Source organism: Frigoribacterium sp. RIT-PI-h (genome assembly GCF_001297205.1).
Lineage (GTDB): Bacteria > Actinomycetota > Actinomycetes > Actinomycetales > Microbacteriaceae > Frigoribacterium.
On record NZ_LHOZ01000067.1, the window covers coordinates 30,057 to 46,231 of the forward strand.

Annotated in this window: 13 protein-coding genes and 2 tRNA genes; 14 read left to right on the top strand and 1 reads right to left on the bottom strand. The window is 70.9% G+C overall.

The features are described 5' to 3' along the window. Positions 1 to 3 precede the first annotated feature (3 nt). The 10 genes from dusB to AEQ27_RS08440 all read left to right on the top strand — a co-directional run bounded on the left by dusB (position 4) and on the right by AEQ27_RS08440 (position 12,499). Positions 4 to 1,161 carry a tRNA dihydrouridine synthase DusB gene (gene dusB / locus AEQ27_RS08395; protein WP_054146236.1) on the top strand — a complete coding sequence of 386 codons (1,158 nt, stop codon included), beginning with the start codon at positions 4 to 6 and terminating at the stop codon, positions 1,159 to 1,161. 47 nt (positions 1,162 to 1,208) lie between these two features. Next, entirely contained in the window at positions 1,209 to 2,480 is a 1,272-nt protein-coding gene (locus AEQ27_RS08400; RefSeq protein WP_235451028.1) for a deoxyguanosinetriphosphate triphosphohydrolase, read from the top strand. Between the two features lie 110 nt (positions 2,481 to 2,590). Then, positions 2,591 to 4,498: a DNA primase gene (dnaG, locus tag AEQ27_RS08405; RefSeq protein WP_054146237.1), complete on the top strand. Its 1,908-nt coding sequence runs from the start codon at positions 2,591 to 2,593 to the stop codon at positions 4,496 to 4,498. Positions 4,499 to 4,727: 229 nt separating this feature from the next. Then, positions 4,728 to 6,350 carry an ABC transporter substrate-binding protein gene (locus tag AEQ27_RS08410; RefSeq protein WP_054146238.1) on the top strand — a complete coding sequence of 541 codons (1,623 nt, stop codon included), beginning with the start codon at positions 4,728 to 4,730 and terminating at the stop codon, positions 6,348 to 6,350. 158 nt (positions 6,351 to 6,508) lie between these two features. Beyond that, positions 6,509 to 7,603 (top strand): ABC transporter permease, encoded by a 1,095-nt coding sequence (locus AEQ27_RS08415; RefSeq protein WP_043592590.1) that lies wholly within the window; start codon positions 6,509 to 6,511, stop codon positions 7,601 to 7,603. A gap of 2 nt (positions 7,604 to 7,605) precedes the next feature. Beyond that, on the top strand, positions 7,606 to 8,619 hold the full coding sequence (locus AEQ27_RS08420; protein WP_054146239.1) for an ABC transporter permease: 1,014 nt from the start codon (positions 7,606 to 7,608) through the stop codon (positions 8,617 to 8,619). Continuing rightward, positions 8,616 to 10,358, top strand: a complete 1,743-nt coding sequence (locus AEQ27_RS08425; protein ID WP_082383362.1) for an ABC transporter ATP-binding protein — start codon at positions 8,616 to 8,618, stop codon at positions 10,356 to 10,358. Before AEQ27_RS08420 ends, AEQ27_RS08425 begins: the two co-directional genes overlap by 4 nt. Positions 10,359 to 10,360: 2 nt before the next feature. Beyond that, positions 10,361 to 11,707 (top strand): dipeptide/oligopeptide/nickel ABC transporter ATP-binding protein, encoded by a 1,347-nt coding sequence (locus AEQ27_RS08430; protein ID WP_235451029.1) that lies wholly within the window; start codon positions 10,361 to 10,363, stop codon positions 11,705 to 11,707. After that, entirely contained in the window at positions 11,668 to 12,312 is a 645-nt protein-coding gene (locus AEQ27_RS08435; protein WP_235451030.1) for an NAD(P)-dependent oxidoreductase, read from the top strand. Before AEQ27_RS08430 ends, AEQ27_RS08435 begins: the two co-directional genes overlap by 40 nt. A 114-nt stretch (positions 12,313 to 12,426) precedes the next feature. Continuing rightward, positions 12,427 to 12,499: transfer RNA gene (locus tag AEQ27_RS08440), tRNA-Asn, on the top strand. Between the two features lie 161 nt (positions 12,500 to 12,660). Here the strand turns inward: AEQ27_RS08440 and def are convergent. Continuing rightward, complete coding sequence (def, locus tag AEQ27_RS08445) at positions 12,661 to 13,227, bottom strand: peptide deformylase (protein ID WP_054146240.1); 567 nt, start codon at positions 13,225 to 13,227, stop codon at positions 12,661 to 12,663. Positions 13,228 to 13,268: 41 nt separating this feature from the next. Between def and AEQ27_RS08450 the strand changes: the two genes are divergently transcribed. The 4 genes from AEQ27_RS08450 (at position 13,269) to AEQ27_RS08465 (ending at position 16,165) form a co-directional block, all read left to right on the top strand. Further along, positions 13,269 to 14,183: a DMT family transporter gene (locus AEQ27_RS08450; RefSeq protein ID WP_054146248.1), complete on the top strand. Its 915-nt coding sequence runs from the start codon at positions 13,269 to 13,271 to the stop codon at positions 14,181 to 14,183. Positions 14,184 to 14,278: 95 nt separating this feature from the next. Continuing rightward, a complete protein-coding gene (locus AEQ27_RS08455) occupies positions 14,279 to 15,562 on the top strand; it encodes a glycosyltransferase (RefSeq protein ID WP_369813613.1) in 1,284 nt (427 codons plus the stop codon). 57 nt (positions 15,563 to 15,619) lie between these two features. Next, positions 15,620 to 15,693, top strand: a tRNA-Ile gene (locus tag AEQ27_RS08460). Between the two features lie 115 nt (positions 15,694 to 15,808). Continuing rightward, positions 15,809 to 16,165, top strand: coding sequence for a hypothetical protein (locus tag AEQ27_RS08465; protein WP_152970244.1), 357 nt, complete (start codon positions 15,809 to 15,811; stop codon positions 16,163 to 16,165). Positions 16,166 to 16,175 lie beyond the last annotated feature (10 nt).

Here is a 16,175-nt window from a genome sequence, read left to right on the forward strand (position 1 = left end):
ACGATGTCCACCACCACCCTGCCCTCGCGCGGCCTCTCGATCGGTCCGATCGACGTGGCCTCGCCGGTCGTGCTCGCCCCCATGGCCGGCATCACCAACACGGCCTACCGCCGCCTCTGTCGCGAGTACGGCGCCGGTCTCTACGTCAGCGAGATGATCACGAGTCGGGCTCTGGTCGAGCGCACGCCCGAGTCGATGCGCCTCATCCAGCACCACGAGTCCGAGACCCCCCGCAGCATCCAGCTCTACGGCGTCGAGCCCAACACGGTGGCCGAGGCGGTCACCATGCTCGTCGCCGAGGACCGCGCCGACCACATCGACCTCAACTTCGGTTGCCCCGTCCCCAAGGTGACCCGCAAGGGCGGCGGTTCGGCCCTCCCCTGGAAGATCGGCCTCTTCCGCGAGATCGTCGAGGGTGCGGTCGAGGCGGCCGGTGACATCCCGGTGACCGTCAAGATGCGCAAAGGCATCGACGACGACCACCTCACCTACCTCGAGGCCGGTCGTGCCGCGCAGGGTGCAGGCGTGGCGAGCATCGCGTTGCACGCGCGCACGGCGGCCGACTTCTACTCGGGCACCGCCGACTGGTCGGCCATCGCGACCCTGAAGCAGACGATCACCGACGTGCCGGTCCTCGGCAACGGCGACATCTGGTCGGCGGCCGACGCGCTGCGCATGGTCGACGAGACCGGCTGCGACGGCGTGGTCGTCGGCCGGGGCTGCCTCGGCCGACCGTGGTTGTTCGGTGACCTCGCCGCGGCATTCCGCGGCGAAGACCTCAAGGCCGAGCCGACCCTCGGCGAGGTGGGTCGGGCCTTCCGCCGTCACGCCCAACTCATGGTCGAGTTCTGGTCGGGCGACGAGGGGCGGGCCTGCCGTGACATGCGCAAGCACGTCGCCTGGTACTTCAAGGGCTACCCCGTAGGCGGTGAGGTCCGGGCGGCTCTCGCCCTGGCCGACTCGCTGCAGCAGATCGACGACCTGCTCGCCACGATGGACCCCGACGAGCAGTACCCCGGCGAGGCGGCCGAGGGGCCGCGGGGTCGTGCCGGCAGCCCCAAGCGTCCTGCCCTGCCCGACCGGTGGCTCGAGAGCCGCGACCTCGACGAGGCCTTCAAGGCCGAGCTCGCCGCCGCCGAACTGCACCACAGCGGCGGCTAGGCACGCCCGTCCGCGACATTTCTTCCCGTCCCGACCGAGAGGCCCCGGTGTCCACCGAAGCCCTGCCGAGCGCTGCCCCCGGATACGACCCCGCCGACTCCGAGCGCTGGTTGCCCGAGCAGCACTCCAACCGGCGCAGCGACTTCGCCCGCGACCGGGCCCGGCTGCTGCACTCGAGCGCGCTGCGGCGCCTGGCGGCGAAGACGCAGGTGCTGAGCCCGACCGCCGGCCTCGCCTTCGCCCGCAACCGGCTGACGCACTCGCTCGAGGTCGCGCGGGTCGGTCGGGGGCTCGCGACGAGTCGGGGCCCCGCCCCCGGCGTCGCCGACACGGCCTGTCCCGCCCACGCCCTCGGCCACCCGCCGTTCGGACACAACGGCGAGCGGGCCCTGAACGAGTGGTCGTCCGACATCGGCGGTTTCGAGGGCAACGCGCAGACCCTCCGGCTACTGACCCGCATCGAACCGACGGTGATCGACGCGAACGGGCGGAGTTTCGGGCTGAACCGGACCCGCGCGAGCCTCGACGCCAGTTGCAAGTACCCGTGGCCGGCGGCCCAGGGCATCCCCGACCCGGGCGGGCGCATGAAGTTCGGCTTCTACGACGACGACACGGCCGCCTTCGAGTGGCTGCGACGGGGTGCTCCGCGTCGGCGACGGTGCGTCGAGGCCCAGGTGATGGACCTCAGCGACGACATCGCGTACTCCGTCCACGACTTCGAGGACGCCGTCGTCAACGGCTACGTCGACGTCGCCGCCCTGGGTACCCGGGTCGACCACGACTCGCTCGTCACGGCCATGCACGCCTGGGTCGGAGGTGAGCTCAGCCGTGACGAGCTGACCGAGGCCTTCGACCGTCTGCAGGCATTGCCGTTCTGGCTCGAGTCGTACGACGGCAGCCGGTTCGCGCAGGCCCGCCTCAAGAACCTCACGAGCCAGCTGATCGGCCGGTTCGCCGGCTCGGCCACGCAGGCGACCCGCGACTCGTATCCCGGTGACGCCCTGATGCGCTTCGGGGCCTCGGTCGTCGTCGCCCCCGACGTGATCGGCGAGATCGCCGTGCTCAAGGGCATCGTCGCGGCCTTCGTCATGACGAGTGACGACCGGCAGCCCATCTACCTCCGCCAGCGCGAGGTCCTCACCGGCCTCGCCGACGCCCTCTGGCAGGCGGGCCCTTCCGAACTCGACCGGGGCTTCGCGGCCGACTGGGCCGCGGCCGACGACGACGCCGCGAGGCGTCGGGTCGTCGTCGACCAGGTCGCCTCGCTGACCGACCAGAGCGCCATGGCCTGGCACGACCGGCTGACCGCCGGCCGCTAGGGAGACCCCCGAGGAGGCGCGGGTCCTCCCCAGCCCCACCGCGCCTCCTCGTCCTCCCGCGGTCGGCCCACCGGGTCGGTGCGGTCGGTGGCGCGATCTAGAATCGACACGTGCCCGGCCTGATCAAACGCAACGACATCGACGAGGTCCGGTCGCGCACCAACATCGCCGACATCGTCGGCGACCACGTCACACTCAAGGGTGCCGGTGTGGGGTCGCTCAAGGGCCTCTGTCCGTTCCACGACGAGCGCAGCCCGAGCTTCCACGTGCGGCCCCAGGTGGGTCGTTACCACTGCTTCGGCTGTGGTGAGGACGGCGACGTCTTCAGCTTCGTGATGAAGACCGACCACACGACCTTCCAAGAGGCGGTCGAGCGCATGGCGGCGCGCATCGGCTTCGAGCTGCACTACGAAGACGGCGGTCAGGCCAGCGACCACGGCAACCGGGCGCGACTGATCTCGGCGAACGAGGCCGCCCGAGAGTTCTTCGTGGACCACCTGACGGCCGCCGACGCCGAGCCCGCCCGGCGGTTCCTTGGCGAACGGGGTTTCGACCCGGCCGCGGCCGAGCGGTTCGGCGTCGGCTTCGCGCCGAAGTCGTTCGACGCCTTGCGGTCCCACCTCAAGGGGCTCGGCTACCGCGACGAAGAACTCGTCACCGCGGGGCTGCTGAGCCAGGGCGACCGCAGTCCCTACGACCGCTTCCGGGGGCGGCTGGTGTGGCCGATCCGCGACGTCACGGGGTCGACCATCGGCTTCGGCGCCCGTCGCCTGCTCGAGGACGACAAGGGCCCGAAGTACCTCAACACCCCCGAGACGCCGATCTACCACAAGTCCCAGGTGCTCTACGGGCTCGACCTGGCCCGTCGTGACATCTCGAAGGGCAAGCAGGTCGTCATCGTCGAGGGCTACACCGACGTCATGGCGTGCCACCTGGCCGGGGTCACGACGGCCGTGGCGACGTGCGGGACCTCCTTCGGGGTCGACCACATCAAGGTACTGCGTCCCATGCTCGGCGACGTCAGCGGGGCCGACACGTCGACCGGCGGCGAGGTCGTCTTCACCTTCGACCCCGACGAGGCGGGCCAGAAGGCGGCGTCCCGCGCGTTCGCCGAAGAACAGCGGTTCGCCGCACAGACCTTCGTCGCCGTCGCTCCCGACGGGCTCGACCCGGGCGACCTCAGGCTGAACCGTGGCGACGACGCCGTGCGCCGTCTCATCTCGACCAAGCGTCCGATGTTCGAGTTCATGATCCGTCGCCTCATCGACGGGCACGACCTCGAGACGGTCGAGGGGCGCGTGTCGGCGCTCCGAGCGGCTTCCCCGGTGGTGGCGGGCATCCGCGACCGGTCGATGACGCAGGGCTACGTGCGGTCGCTGGCGGGTTGGCTGGGGCTCGATCCGGCCGACGTGGCGAGATCCGTCGACGACGCGGGTCGCGCCTCCTCGGCCCAGAACGCGCCCGAGCGGTCGCAGCCCCAGAGCGTCCCCGGCGGCCGGCAGTCGATCACGAGCCTGCCGCCGGTGCCCGACGAGCCGGCCGGCCCGAGCCTGCTCACGCTGCCGGGAGACCTGACCACCCGGACCGAGCGCGACGCGCTCATGGCGATGCTCCAGCACCCGGCGACGGTCGGCTTCGAGCTCATGCAGCGAGCGGCCCGGGCACGCATCGAGAACAGCGCCCTGGCGGTCGTCCGCGACGCGATCGGGGCGAGCCTCGACCGTTTCGACTCGGCCGACTGGCTCGACGTCGTCCTCGGCCAGACCCCGTCGCCGTTCGACGCCCTGGCCAAAGAGCTCGCCATCGCCCCCATCCCCGAGCGCGAGGGGCGCGAGATCACGACCTACTGTCGAGGCATCGTCGTCTCGATCGTCGAACGCGACCTCATCCGCGAGAAGTCCGAGCTGCTCGGTCAGTCGTTCCGCACCGACATGAAGTCCGAGCCCGAACGCTGGCGCGAGATCCAGGTGCGCATCGCCGCGGTCGAGGCCGAGCGCCGGTCCGTCCGTCAAGAGTGACGTCGTCGGACGTGTCGCGGGCCTCCGTTCCTGTACGCGCATACATCGAGTGCGTCCGCCGTCGGGCCCGACCGGACCAGTTGGCAAGGGTTCGTTGCGGGCCTGTAAACAGTTGCGCGATGAGTCCGTCTCAGGCTCACGTGTGTGTTACCAATGGACGTTCCCTGAAACGGCCGCGTCCACAGCACGGCCCGGGGCCCCTTGCACACAGAGAAAGAGGTAACCGGATATGACATCCGACTCCACGCTCGCCCGACGCGCCCTCGCCGTCGTCGGTGGCGCCGCTGCCACCGCACTCGTCCTCTCGGGCTGCGCCTCCGGTGGGGACGCGACCGACGCCCTCGACGGTCTCAGCATCGGCACGACCGACGTCATCACGTCGCTCGACCCGGCCGGTTCGTACGACAACGGGTCGTTCGCCGTCCAGAACCAGGTGTTCGGCTTCCTGACGAACGCCCCGTACGGCAGCCCCGACGTCGAGCCCGACCTGGCCGAGTCCGCCGACTTCACCAGCCCGACCGAGTACACGGTCAAGCTGAAGGACGGTCTGACCTTCGCGAACGGCAACGCGCTCACCTCGAGCGACGTCAAGTTCAGCTTCGACCGCCAGCTGGCCATCGCCGACCCCAACGGCCCGTCGTCGTTGCTCGGCAACCTGGCGAGCACCGATGCGCCGGACGACACGACCGTCGTCTTCACGCTCAAGTCGGCCGACCAGACCTGGCCCCAGGTGCTCTCGAGCCCCGCCGGACCCATCGTCGACGAGGACGTCTTCTCGGCGACCGGGCTGACCGACGCCGACGACATCGTCAAGGGCGACGCCTTCTCGGGCCAGTACACGATCACCGACTACTCGCAGAACGAGACGATCGCCTACGCGGCGAACGACGCCTACGACGGCGTGCTCGGTGCTCCGAAGACCGACTCGGTCACGGCGACGTACTACACCGAAGAGACCGACCTGAAGCTCGCCGTCCAGAACGGTGACGTCGACGTCGCGAACCGCAGCCTGAGCCCGACCGACCTGGCCGACCTGGCCAAGGACGACGCACTCACCGTGCACAACGGCCCCGGCGGCGAGATCCGCTACCTGGTGTTCAACTTCAACACCATGCCCTACGGCGCCACGCAGCCCGACGCCGACCCGGCCAAGGCTCTGGCCGTGCGTCAGTCGGTGGCCGACACGGTCGACCGTGCCGCCCTCGCCAAGGACGTCTACAACGACACCTACACGCCGCTCTACTCGGTCGTCCCCGACGGCCTGACCGGCGCGACCAAGCCCCTCGAGAGCCTCTACGGCGACGGCCAGGGCGGTCCCGACGTCGACAAGGCCGCCGCGGCCCTGTCGGCCGCCGGCGTCAGCACCCCGGTGTCGATCGACCTGCAGTACAGCCCCGACCACTACGGTGCGTCGAGCGACGAAGAGTACGCACTGATCAAGTCGCAGCTCGAGGCGAGCGGCCTGTTCACCGTGAACCTGCAGTCGACCCTCTGGGACACTTACAGCACCGAGCGCCGCGAGGACGCCTACCCCGTGTACCAGCTGGGTTGGTTCCCCGACTTCTCGGACGCCGACAACTACCTGACGCCGTTCTTCAGCGCGGACAACTTCGTCGGCAACCACTACGACAGCCCGACCGTCCAGGGTCTGCTGACGCAAGAGATCGGTGAGCAGGACGCCTCGGCCCGCGAGGCGACCATCGGCCAGATCCAGGACGCCGTCGCGGCCGACCTGCCGACGCTGCCGCTGTTGCAGGGCACGCAGGTCGTCGTCTCGCAGTCCGACGTGAAGGGCGTGGACGACACGCTCGACGCGTCGTTCAAGTTCCGTTACGGTGCGCTGAGCCGCTGACGCGCCTCCCCGTCCCCTGAGCCCCGCCGGTCCGCCGGTCGGTCTCGGGGGCCGGGGGACTCCGCACCACGGCCGTACGCCGAGGGGGCGACCCGCGACACCGCGGGGCGCCCCCTCCGGCCTGCGACCGGCACCACACCATCGAAAGGCCCAACGACGTGACCCTGATCACCGACGGCTCCCTCACGGCGCCGCCCACCTCCAGCCCCGGGAAGTCCCGAAGTTCCGGGGGCGGCGGCCTCGGACGCTACATCGTGATCCGCGCGATCCTGATCGTGCCCACCGTGTTCATCCTCGTCACGCTCGTGTTCTTCCTGATGCGCGTGGTCGGCAACCCGATCACCGCCTCCGTCGGGGGCCGTCTCACCGAGGCCCAGCTGCAAGAGCGTCTCGCCGCCGCGGGCTACGACCGTCCGGTGATCGTCCAGTACCTCGAGTACCTCGGCCAGATCGTCCGGGGCGACTTCGGCACCACCGCGACCGACAACCGCGAGATCAGCGGCATCCTGCTGCAGTACGGCAGCGCCACCATCGAGCTGGTCTTCTACGCACTGATCGTCGCGCTCGTGCTGGGCATCCCGCTCGGCATGCTCGCCGCGTACGTGCGCGACCGGTGGCCCGACGCGATCCTCCGCGTGCTGGCGATCCTCGCCTACGCGACCCCGGTCTTCTTCGCCGGCCTGCTGCTCAAGCTGACCTTCTCCGTCTGGCTCGGCTGGCTGCCCCTCGGCGGTCGGGCCAGCACGCGGGTCGCCATCGCCCTGGGCCGCATCGACCACCCGACGGGCATCTACATCGTCGACGCCCTGCGGACCGGCAACTCGACGATCATCGTCGACGTCCTCTCGCACGCCGTGCTGCCCGCCCTCGCGCTCGGCGTCCTGACCGCCGGCATCTTCCTGCGCCTCGTGCGCACCAACGTGATCGGCACGCTCGGTTCCGAGTACGTCGACGCGGCCCGGTCGCGGGGCGTCAGCGAGTTCCGCCTCGTCCGGGCGCACGCGCTCAAGCCCGCCCTCATCCCGATCATCACCGTCATGGGCCTCCAGATCGCGATGCTGCTCGGCGGCTCGGTGCTGACCGAGACGACCTTCGGCTGGCGGGGGCTCGGCTTCCAGCTGCAGCAGTACTTGTCGGCCCGCGACTTTATCGCCGTGCAGGGCATCGTCGCCGTGCTCGCCGTCATCGTCGCCGTGACCAACTTCGTGGTCGACGTGATTGCCGCCCTGATCGACCCCCGCGTGAGGTACTGACCATGACCGATGCTGCCGTCGCGGCCGACCGCCGCGAACCCCTCTACAAGCGCCTCCCCGTCGTCGCCCAGATCCGCCGCTCGGTGGGACTGCAGCGCGGCATGCTGCTGACCGGCGTCGTCATCGTCGCCGTGTTCGTGCTGCTGGCGATCTTCGCCCCGCTCATCGCCCCCTACGGCTTCGGCCAGCTGCGCGGTGCCACCGAGGCCTTCCCGCGCCAGGCGCCGCCCTCGGCCGAGCACCTGTGGGGCACAACGGTCGGTGGCTACGACGTGTTCAGCCGCGTCATGTGGGGCACCCGCACCGCCGTGGCCGTGGTCATCGTGGCCGTCGTGCTGTCGATCACGATCGGCGTGACGCTCGGCCTGATCTCGGGCTACCTGGGCGGGTGGCTCGACCGGGTGCTCGTCGTCATCGCCGACGCCGTCTACGCGTTCCCGTCGCTGCTGCTCGCCATCGTCGTCTCGATCGTCATCAGCGGCGGCCAGTCCAGCCTCTGGGGCGGCATCGTCTCGGCGGGCATCTCGATCACCGTGGTCTACGTCCCGCAGTACTTCAGGGTCGTCCGCGCCGAGGCCACGAGGCTCAAGGCCGAGGCGTTCGTCGAGTCCGCCAAGGTGAACGGCAGCAGCACGGGCCGCATCATGTTCAAGCACGTCCTGCGCAACGCCACGCGCAGCCTGCCCCTGATTCTCACGCTCAACGCGTCCGAGGCGATCCTGACCCTGGCGGCCCTCGGCTTCCTGGGCTTCGGCATCGGTCCGACCTCGGCGGCCGAATGGGGCTACGACCTGAACCGCGCCCTGTCCGACACGGCCAGCGGCATCTGGTGGACCGGCGTGTTCCCCGGAGCGGCGATCGTCCTGATGGTGCTCGGCCTCACGCTGATGGGCGAGAGCCTGAACGACCTGGCCGACCCGCGCCGCCGGTCCCGCCGTCGCGCGAAGCGCAAGACGCGGGCGAGCCGCGGTGCCGAGCAGGCCCCGACCACGACGAACGACGAGGTGACCGCATGACCGCCGACACGACCACGACCGGCCGACCGGCGGCCCCGCGCGACGAGCGCCCCGTCGCCGTCGGCATCACCGACCTCGAGGTCACCTTCGCGACCGACGGTGGCGACGTCGCCGCCGTGCAGGGCGTGACGCTCGACGTCCGCGCCGGCGAGGTGCTGGCCATCGTCGGCGAGTCGGGCAGCGGCAAGACCGTGACCGCCAAGACGATCCTGGGCCTGTTGCCCGAGACGGCGGTCGCCACCGGTGCCGTGCTGCTCTCGGGGCAGAACGTCCTCGAGGTCGGCCCGAAGAAGGTCCGCGAGCTGCGCGGCACCGACGTCGCCATGGTCTTCCAAGAGCCGTCCACCGCGCTCAACCCCGTCTACACGGTGGGCTGGCAGATCGCCGAGGGCCTGCGGGCCCACGGCAAGGTGGGACGCAAGGAGGCGCGGGTCAAGGCGATCGACATCCTGCGTCGCGTGGGCATCCCCGACCCCGAGACCCGCGTCGACTACTATCCGCACCAGTTCTCGGGCGGGCAGAAACAGCGCGTGGTGATCGCGATGGCGCTCGTCCTCGACCCGTCGGTGATCGTCGCGGACGAGCCGACCACGGCCCTCGACGTGACCGTGCAGGCCGAGATCCTCGACCTGCTGCGCCGCTGCCGCGACGAGTTCGGCACGGCCATCGTCCTGATCACGCACAACATGGGCGTCGTCGCCGACCTCGCCGACCGGGTCGCGGTCATGTACCTCGGCAAGGTCGTCGAGCAGGCTCCCGCCGTCGAGCTGTTCGCGAACCCGCAGGACGACTACACCAAGCGCCTCCTCGGCTCGGTGCCGAAGCTCGAGGCCCGCGGTCACACGCAACAGGAGCAGCCCGCCGACAGCGAGGTCGTCGTCCGCGCCCGCGGACTCGAGATCGAGTACCCGGGCCGCCTCGGCCGCGGCGGCTTCCGGGCCGTCAAGGGCGTCGACTTCACGATCGCCCGCGGCGAGGTGCTCGGCCTGGTCGGCGAGAGCGGTTCGGGGAAGACCACGATCGGGCGGGCCATCGCCGGGCTGACGAAGGTCACCGGCGGGTCGCTCGAGGGGCTCGGCATCGAGATGAACGGGGTGCACGAGCGCGACTTCAAGCCGAAGCGCGCCGACATCGGCTTCGTCTTCCAGGACCCCGCGTCGAGCTTCAACCCCCTGCTGACGATCGCCGAGTGCGTGGCCGAGCCGCTCATCGTGCACGGCCGCGCGAAAGACGCCCGGGCCGCTCGTCCGCGCGTCGACGAACTGCTCGAGGCGGTCCAGCTGCCCAAGTCGTTCGCCGACCGCTACCCCCACGAGCTCAGTGGCGGGCAGCGCCAGCGGGCGAGCCTCGCCCGCTCGCTCGCCCTCGACCCGACGTTGCTGATCGCCGACGAGCCCACCAGTGCCCTCGACGTGTCCGTGCAGGCCCGCGTCCTCGAGTTGTTCACCGAACTGCAGTCGCAACTGGGCTTCGCCGCCCTGTTCATCAGCCACGACCTCGCCGTCGTCAACATGCTGGCCGACCGGATCGGCGTGCTGTTCCACGGCGACCTGATCGAGAGCGGTCCGAACGACCAGGTCCTCGGCGCACCCGAGCACCCCTACACGCAGCGCCTGCTGGCGTCGTTGCCGGTGCCCGATCCGATCGAGCAGGCGTCTCGTCGCGAGCGGTTGGCCGCCCTGGACCGACGGGCGGCGGACGACGCCGCCCTCGGCACCGCCACCGACGGGGCGGCCTGACGGTGCCGGGTCGCGAGCTCGACCTCGACCAGCCGGTCGTCACCGACGACCTCTCGCTGCTCTATCCGGCGCGGGCGGGCCACCCGGCCGTGCGGGCCGTCGACGGGGTGACCCTGCGGGTCGAGCCGGGTGAGATCGTCGCCGTGCTCGGCGAGAGCGGCTCGGGCAAGTCGACGCTCGCGATGGCCTTGGCCGGGCTGACCGGCACGGGACGCGTCGACGAGGGTCGACCCCGTCTGGTCGGCGGCACCGCGCGCGTCTTCGGCCAGGACGTCGGCAAGCTCTCGGGCCGACGACGCGACCGGCTCTCGGCCATGGTCGGCTACCTGGCGCAGGACGACGGCGAACGGCTGAGCCCCGACCTGACCGTCGGCGAGGCCATCGCCGAGCCGATCTACCAGCGCGACCGGAAGTTCGACCGCACCGAGGCCGGGCGCATCGTCGCCACGCTCGTCGACGGCGTGCCCCTGCCGCTCGGCACCATGCTCAAGCAGACCTGGGAGCTCAGCTCGGGTCAGCGTCAGCGCGTCGCCCTGGCTCGCAGCCTCGTCCTCGAGCCGCCCCTGCTGATCGCCGACGAGCCAGCTCGCGGCGTCGACGTGCTCGTCCGCCAGGCCGTCCTCGACGTCATCAAGAACCTCCACGAGGGGCGTCAGTTCTCGGCGCTCGTCGTGACGTCGTCGGTGGCCGAGGCGCGGGCCATCACCGACCGCGTCGCCGTCATGCGGGGCGGTCGTCTGGTCGGGCTGGGCGACATCGACGACGTGCTCCGGACCGGCATCGACCCGTACGTCAAGGTGCTCTCGCAGACCACGCCGATCGACATCATCCGCCCCGAAGAACGTGAGTCCGGGCGCCCCCTCGATCCCGACGCCGAGCGCCGCGGCGACCAGGCACCGTGCCCACCGAGCCGGCTCCGGGCCCCGCCCCGGCGGCCGCCGCCCGCGAGGCGAGCCCAGGAGGCGCGCGCGGCCACCGCGCGGCCGCCCCCCCGGGCCCCGTCCTCGCGCCTGCGCGTCGCCCGACCGCGGGCGCCGTGTCGGTGGCCCCCCGCCCGACCCCGGTCTTCGTCGACGCCGTGCGTGCCGGGGGAGCGGAGGTCGTCCCGCTCGGTCCGGACACCCGTGGCCTGGTCTGGCTCTCGTACCGCGACGCCGACGGCCTCGCGCGGGCCCTGGACGAGAACCCGGGCGTCGAGTGGGTGCAGCTGCCCTACGCCGGGGTCGACGCCTTCGCCGAGGTCATCGCCGCACGTGCCGACCGCGCGCTGCCGCTCTGGACCAGCGCGAAGGGGGCGTTCGCCGAGCCCGTGGCCGAACACGCCCTCATGCTGGTGCTGTCGTTGCTGAGGGTCGTGCCCCAGCGTGTGCGCGCGACGTCCTGGGCCACCGAACAGCAGGGCCGCTCGCTCTACGGTCGGCACGTCGTCATCGTCGGCGCCGGCGGCATCGCGATCGAGCTGATGCGCCTCCTGGCCCCGTTCGACGTCAGTGTGACGATCGTGCGCCGGTCGAGCGAGCCCGTGCCCGGGGCCGACCGCACGCTCCCCGTCGAACGCCTGGACGAGGTGCTGCCCGGGGCCGACGTCCTCGTCCTCGCCGCTGCGGCCACGCCCGGCACGTCGGGCCTCCTCGACGCCCGTCGGCTCGCCCTGCTGCCCGAGACGGCCGTGCTCGTGAACGTCGCGCGGGGCAGCCTGGTCGACACGGACGCCCTCGTCGACGCGGTCCGCGCGGAGCGTCTCTGGGGAGCCGGGGTCGACGTCACGACGCCCGAGCCGCTCCCCGACGGTCACCCGCTCTTCGGCGAGCCGCGGGTCATCGTCACGCCGCACCAGGCGGACACCCCCGAGATGACGGCCCCGTTGCTGGCCGAACGCATCCGGCACAACGTGCGGGCGTTCCTCGGCGACGGCGAGTTCGTCGGGGTCGTCGACCCGCACGACGGGTACTGACGCCGGGGCCGGAGTCGTCCGACGCGCCGCGTCACCACCGTGGTCCGTGGGGGTCCCAGATCTTTGCTAGAGTTGTCTCCGCTGTCACGGATGAGAGTCCGGGGCGGTTGCCATTCCTCGATAGCTCAATTGGCAGAGCAGCCGGCTGTTAACCGGCAGGTTGTTGGTTCGAGTCCAACTCGGGGAGCGAAGGCCCAGAGGCTCCACCCTCTGGGCCTTTTCTCTTGCTCCGGTCCGTCTCCAGCATTTTTCTCCCGCCCGTTCCGTGCCGGGGCCGAACGAGAAGGAGGCGCGTCCTGCGGTTCGCAGGACGCGCCTCCTTCGTCGTCGGGTCGGCTCGGTCCGAGGTCAGTCCTCGAGGTGGTCGACTCCCGGCAGCCAGGTGCTTCCCGGCTGGCCCCAGCCCTTCTTGCGGACGGCCTTGGCGGCCGCCTTGTGGAACGGGTGCTCGAGCCGGTCCGCGTAGAGGATGCCGTCGAGGTGGTCGTACTCGTGCTGGAAGATGCGCGCGAGCCAGCCCCAGGCCTCGATCTCGACCTCGTCGCCGTCGAGGTCGGTGGCCCGCAGCACGACACCGTCGGCGCGGCGCAGCGGGAACCTCTCGCCCGGCACCGACAGGCACCCCTCGGACTCCGAGTCGTCGTCGAGCGGCTCGATCGAGAGCGGGCTCTGCCAGAGCGTCGGGTTGATCGCGACGCCCCGCCACAGCTCGCCGTCGTCGTCGGTCCACGAGTAGACGAACAGGCGCTTGCCGACGCCCACCTGAGGGCCCGCGAGGCCGACGCCCGGGGCGGCGTCCATCGTCTCGAACATGTCGGAGACGAGGGTGCGGAGCTCGTCGTCGACGACGGTCACCTCGGAGGCGGGGGAGTGGAGCACGGGGTCACCCGTGATGGAAATGGGTCGAACGGCCATTCGTCCAGACTATCCAGCGCCACGGCGCTAGCGTGGACGCCGTGACGACGGACATCGGGGAGCTCACCCAGCAGGTATCCCTGACCCCCTACCAGGCGCTCGGAATCCCCATCGCCCTGATCGGCGCCGTGTTCCTGTCGATCGGCGCGCAGCTGCAACACCAGGGCGTCGCCAAGGTCGAGCGGCGGATCGGTGCGGCCAAGAGCGGCATGAACGTCCGCCAGGTGCTCGCCCTCGTCGGCCGTCCCTCCTGGGTGCTGGGCACGCTGATGCTCGGCCTCGCGATCCTGTTCCAGCTGACCAGCCTGCGCATCGCCCCGTTGCTCGTCGTGCAGCCGCTCGGTGCGGTGGCGCTCGTGATCACGGCGGTCCTCAACTCCCGGTCCACCGGGCGACGGCTCGACCGTCGCGCCAAGCGGGCGATCCTCTTCTGCGTCGGCGGGGTCGGGCTCTTCGTCACCGTGGCGGCCTTCACGGCGATCGAACCCGAGATCACGACCCGACAACTCGTCACCGTGCTCGTCATCCTCGCCGTCGTCGGAGCCGTGCTGGGCGTCGCCTTCGCCCTGCTGCGTCGACGCCGCAGCGCGTTGTTCTACATCATCGCGGCCGGCGTGCTCTACGGCTTCGTGGCCACCCTCGCGAAGGTCGTCCTCAACCGCGTCTTCGCCGGCAACTTCGACTGGTTGACGATCGTCTGCATCGTCTTCCTGCTCGCCGCGGGCCTGCTCGGCGGGTACTTCGTGCAGAACGCCTACTCGTCCGGGCCGCCCGACCTCGTCATCGCCGGCCTCACCGTCGTCGACCCGCTCATCGCGGTCGGCATCGGCATCGTCGTGCTGGGCGAGGCGCAGAACGCCCCCGCGATCGCCGGGGTCTTCTTCGTCATCGCGGCCGCGATCGCCGTGTACGGCGTGTTCCAACTCGCTAAATACCATCCCCAGACCCGAGCCTGAGCTACCGTGGGGTCGTCTTGTCCGTCGGTCCCACCACCGTGCGGATGCCTGACACGACGCACACCTCACCGAGCACGAGAAGGACGCCACGACCCGTGACACCTGCCCCGACGCCCTCGGAACCCGGCCCGACCGACGACGCGACGTCGCCTGACGCCGCGACCCGCGCCTCCTCGGGGCCGTCCGACCGGCTGACCGTCCTGATCGCGGGCGACACCTTCCCGCCCGACGTCAACGGCGCCGCCAACTTCACCGAGAGGCTCGCCGTGGGCCTCGCCCAGCGTGGGCACGACGTCCACCTCATGGTGCCGGCGGCCAGTCGTCACCACGGCACCTTCCTCGAGCAGCACGGCGGCGTCACGCTGACCGTCCACCGGCTCTACTCGACCCGCTGGCCTCTGCACGACTGGCTGCGCTTCGCGACACCGTGGCGCGTGCAGGAGCACGCCGAGAAGATCTTCGACGAGATCCACCCCGACGTCGTGCACATCCAGTCGCACATCGTGATGGGCCGGGGCGTGGCGCAGGTCGCCGAGCGCCGGGGCGTGCGCATCGTCGCGACGAACCACTTCATGCCCGAGAACCTGCTCGAGCACACCGGTCTGCCCAAGGGCCTCCGCGCGAAGGCGACCCAGATGGCGTGGAACGACGCGAGCAAGACGTTCCACAAGGCCGCGGCGATCACGACGCCCACGCAGAAGGCGGCGACGTTCCTCGAGAAGTCGGTCGCGGTCACCGGCGTGCTCGCCGTCTCGTGCGGCATCGAGGCCGGTCACTACACCGCCCTCGACACCCGTCCCGTCGAGAACCGCATCGTGTTCGTCGGCCGGGTCACGGCCGAGAAGCAGATCGACGTGCTGCTCAAGGCGATGACCCTGCTCGACCCGTCCCTCCGTGCCACGTTGACGATCGTAGGCGGGGGAGACCTGTTCAAGCAGCTCCAGGCGACCAGTCGCGACCTGGGTCTGGCCGACGTCGTGACCTTCGTCGGGTACCTGTCGGACGACGAGTTGCGCCGCACGCTCACCGAGTCGACCGTTTTCGCGATGCCGTCGATCGCCGAGCTGCAGAGCATCGCCAGCCTCGAGGCCATGGCCTCGGGCCTGCCGATCGTGGTGGCCGACGCGATGGCCCTGCCGCACCTGGTCGACGAGGGTGAGAACGGCTACCTCTTCCGTCCGGGGGACAGCCGCGACCTCGCCGACAAGCTCACGACGGTTCTGACCGCGACCGACGACGACTACCTCGCCATGCGCCGGGCCAGCCTGAAGATGATCGAGGGGCACGACATCGACCGCACGATCAGCGTGTTCGAGAGCCTGTATCGTGGTCAGCCGGTGGTCCCCTCCACCGACGCGGCGTCCGACCGCGCGCACTGACGGTCGACCGCGGCTCCGCCCCGGCCGACCCCGGTTCGCACCGATGGGCCGACGCGGGGGGCGGTAGCTCAGCCGGTTAGAGCAGTCGACTCATAATCGATCGGTCACGGGTTCAAGTCCCGTCCGCCCTACTCGTCGTCTTCGGTCGCGCTCTGCCGCCGGCATGGGCTCATCCGGCCTACGGGCCTGCTGTGAGCGCGGCCGTGTCGTCGCGTGGCGCCCGTCGCGCATGGCACGATGTCGTCCATGTTCACCAGACGGCCCCGACAGCCGGAACCCGAACCCGACGCCTGGGGTAGCGATTCCTCCTCCTCCCCCTCCTCCGACGACGACGGGCGCTCCGGTTCGGCGCGCATGGGGGTGGGCGCGCAGGTGTACGTGCTCGACTCCGACGAAGACCCGGCGACGCCGTTCCCGTACGGCCCGACCGGCATCGTGGTCCGGGCCGGCGGCAGTGCCTGGCAGGGCGTGTCGGCGATCGGCGGCTCGGCTCGCACCTGGTGGGTCGAGTTCGACTCGCCCCAGATCGACCGTGACGGCGACGGACCCGTCTCGCAGGCGCAGGTCGCCGAGCGCTGGCTACGCCTCGCCCCCCTCGCCTGAACCCCCGCCC

Coding starts and splice junctions, on each gene's coding strand:
- AEQ27_RS08420 (WP_054146239.1), top strand. CDS start 7,606: ATGACCGATGCTGCCGTCGCGGCCGACCGCCGCGAACCCCTCTACAAG.
- AEQ27_RS08465 (WP_152970244.1), top strand. CDS start 15,809: ATGTTCACCAGACGGCCCCGACAGCCGGAACCCGAACCCGACGCCTGG.
- def (WP_054146240.1), bottom strand. CDS start 13,227: ATGGCCGTTCGACCCATTTCCATCACGGGTGACCCCGTGCTCCACTCC.
- AEQ27_RS08410 (WP_054146238.1), top strand. CDS start 4,728: ATGACATCCGACTCCACGCTCGCCCGACGCGCCCTCGCCGTCGTCGGT.
- AEQ27_RS08425 (WP_082383362.1), top strand. CDS start 8,616: ATGACCGCCGACACGACCACGACCGGCCGACCGGCGGCCCCGCGCGAC.
- dusB (WP_054146236.1), top strand. CDS start 4: ATGTCCACCACCACCCTGCCCTCGCGCGGCCTCTCGATCGGTCCGATC.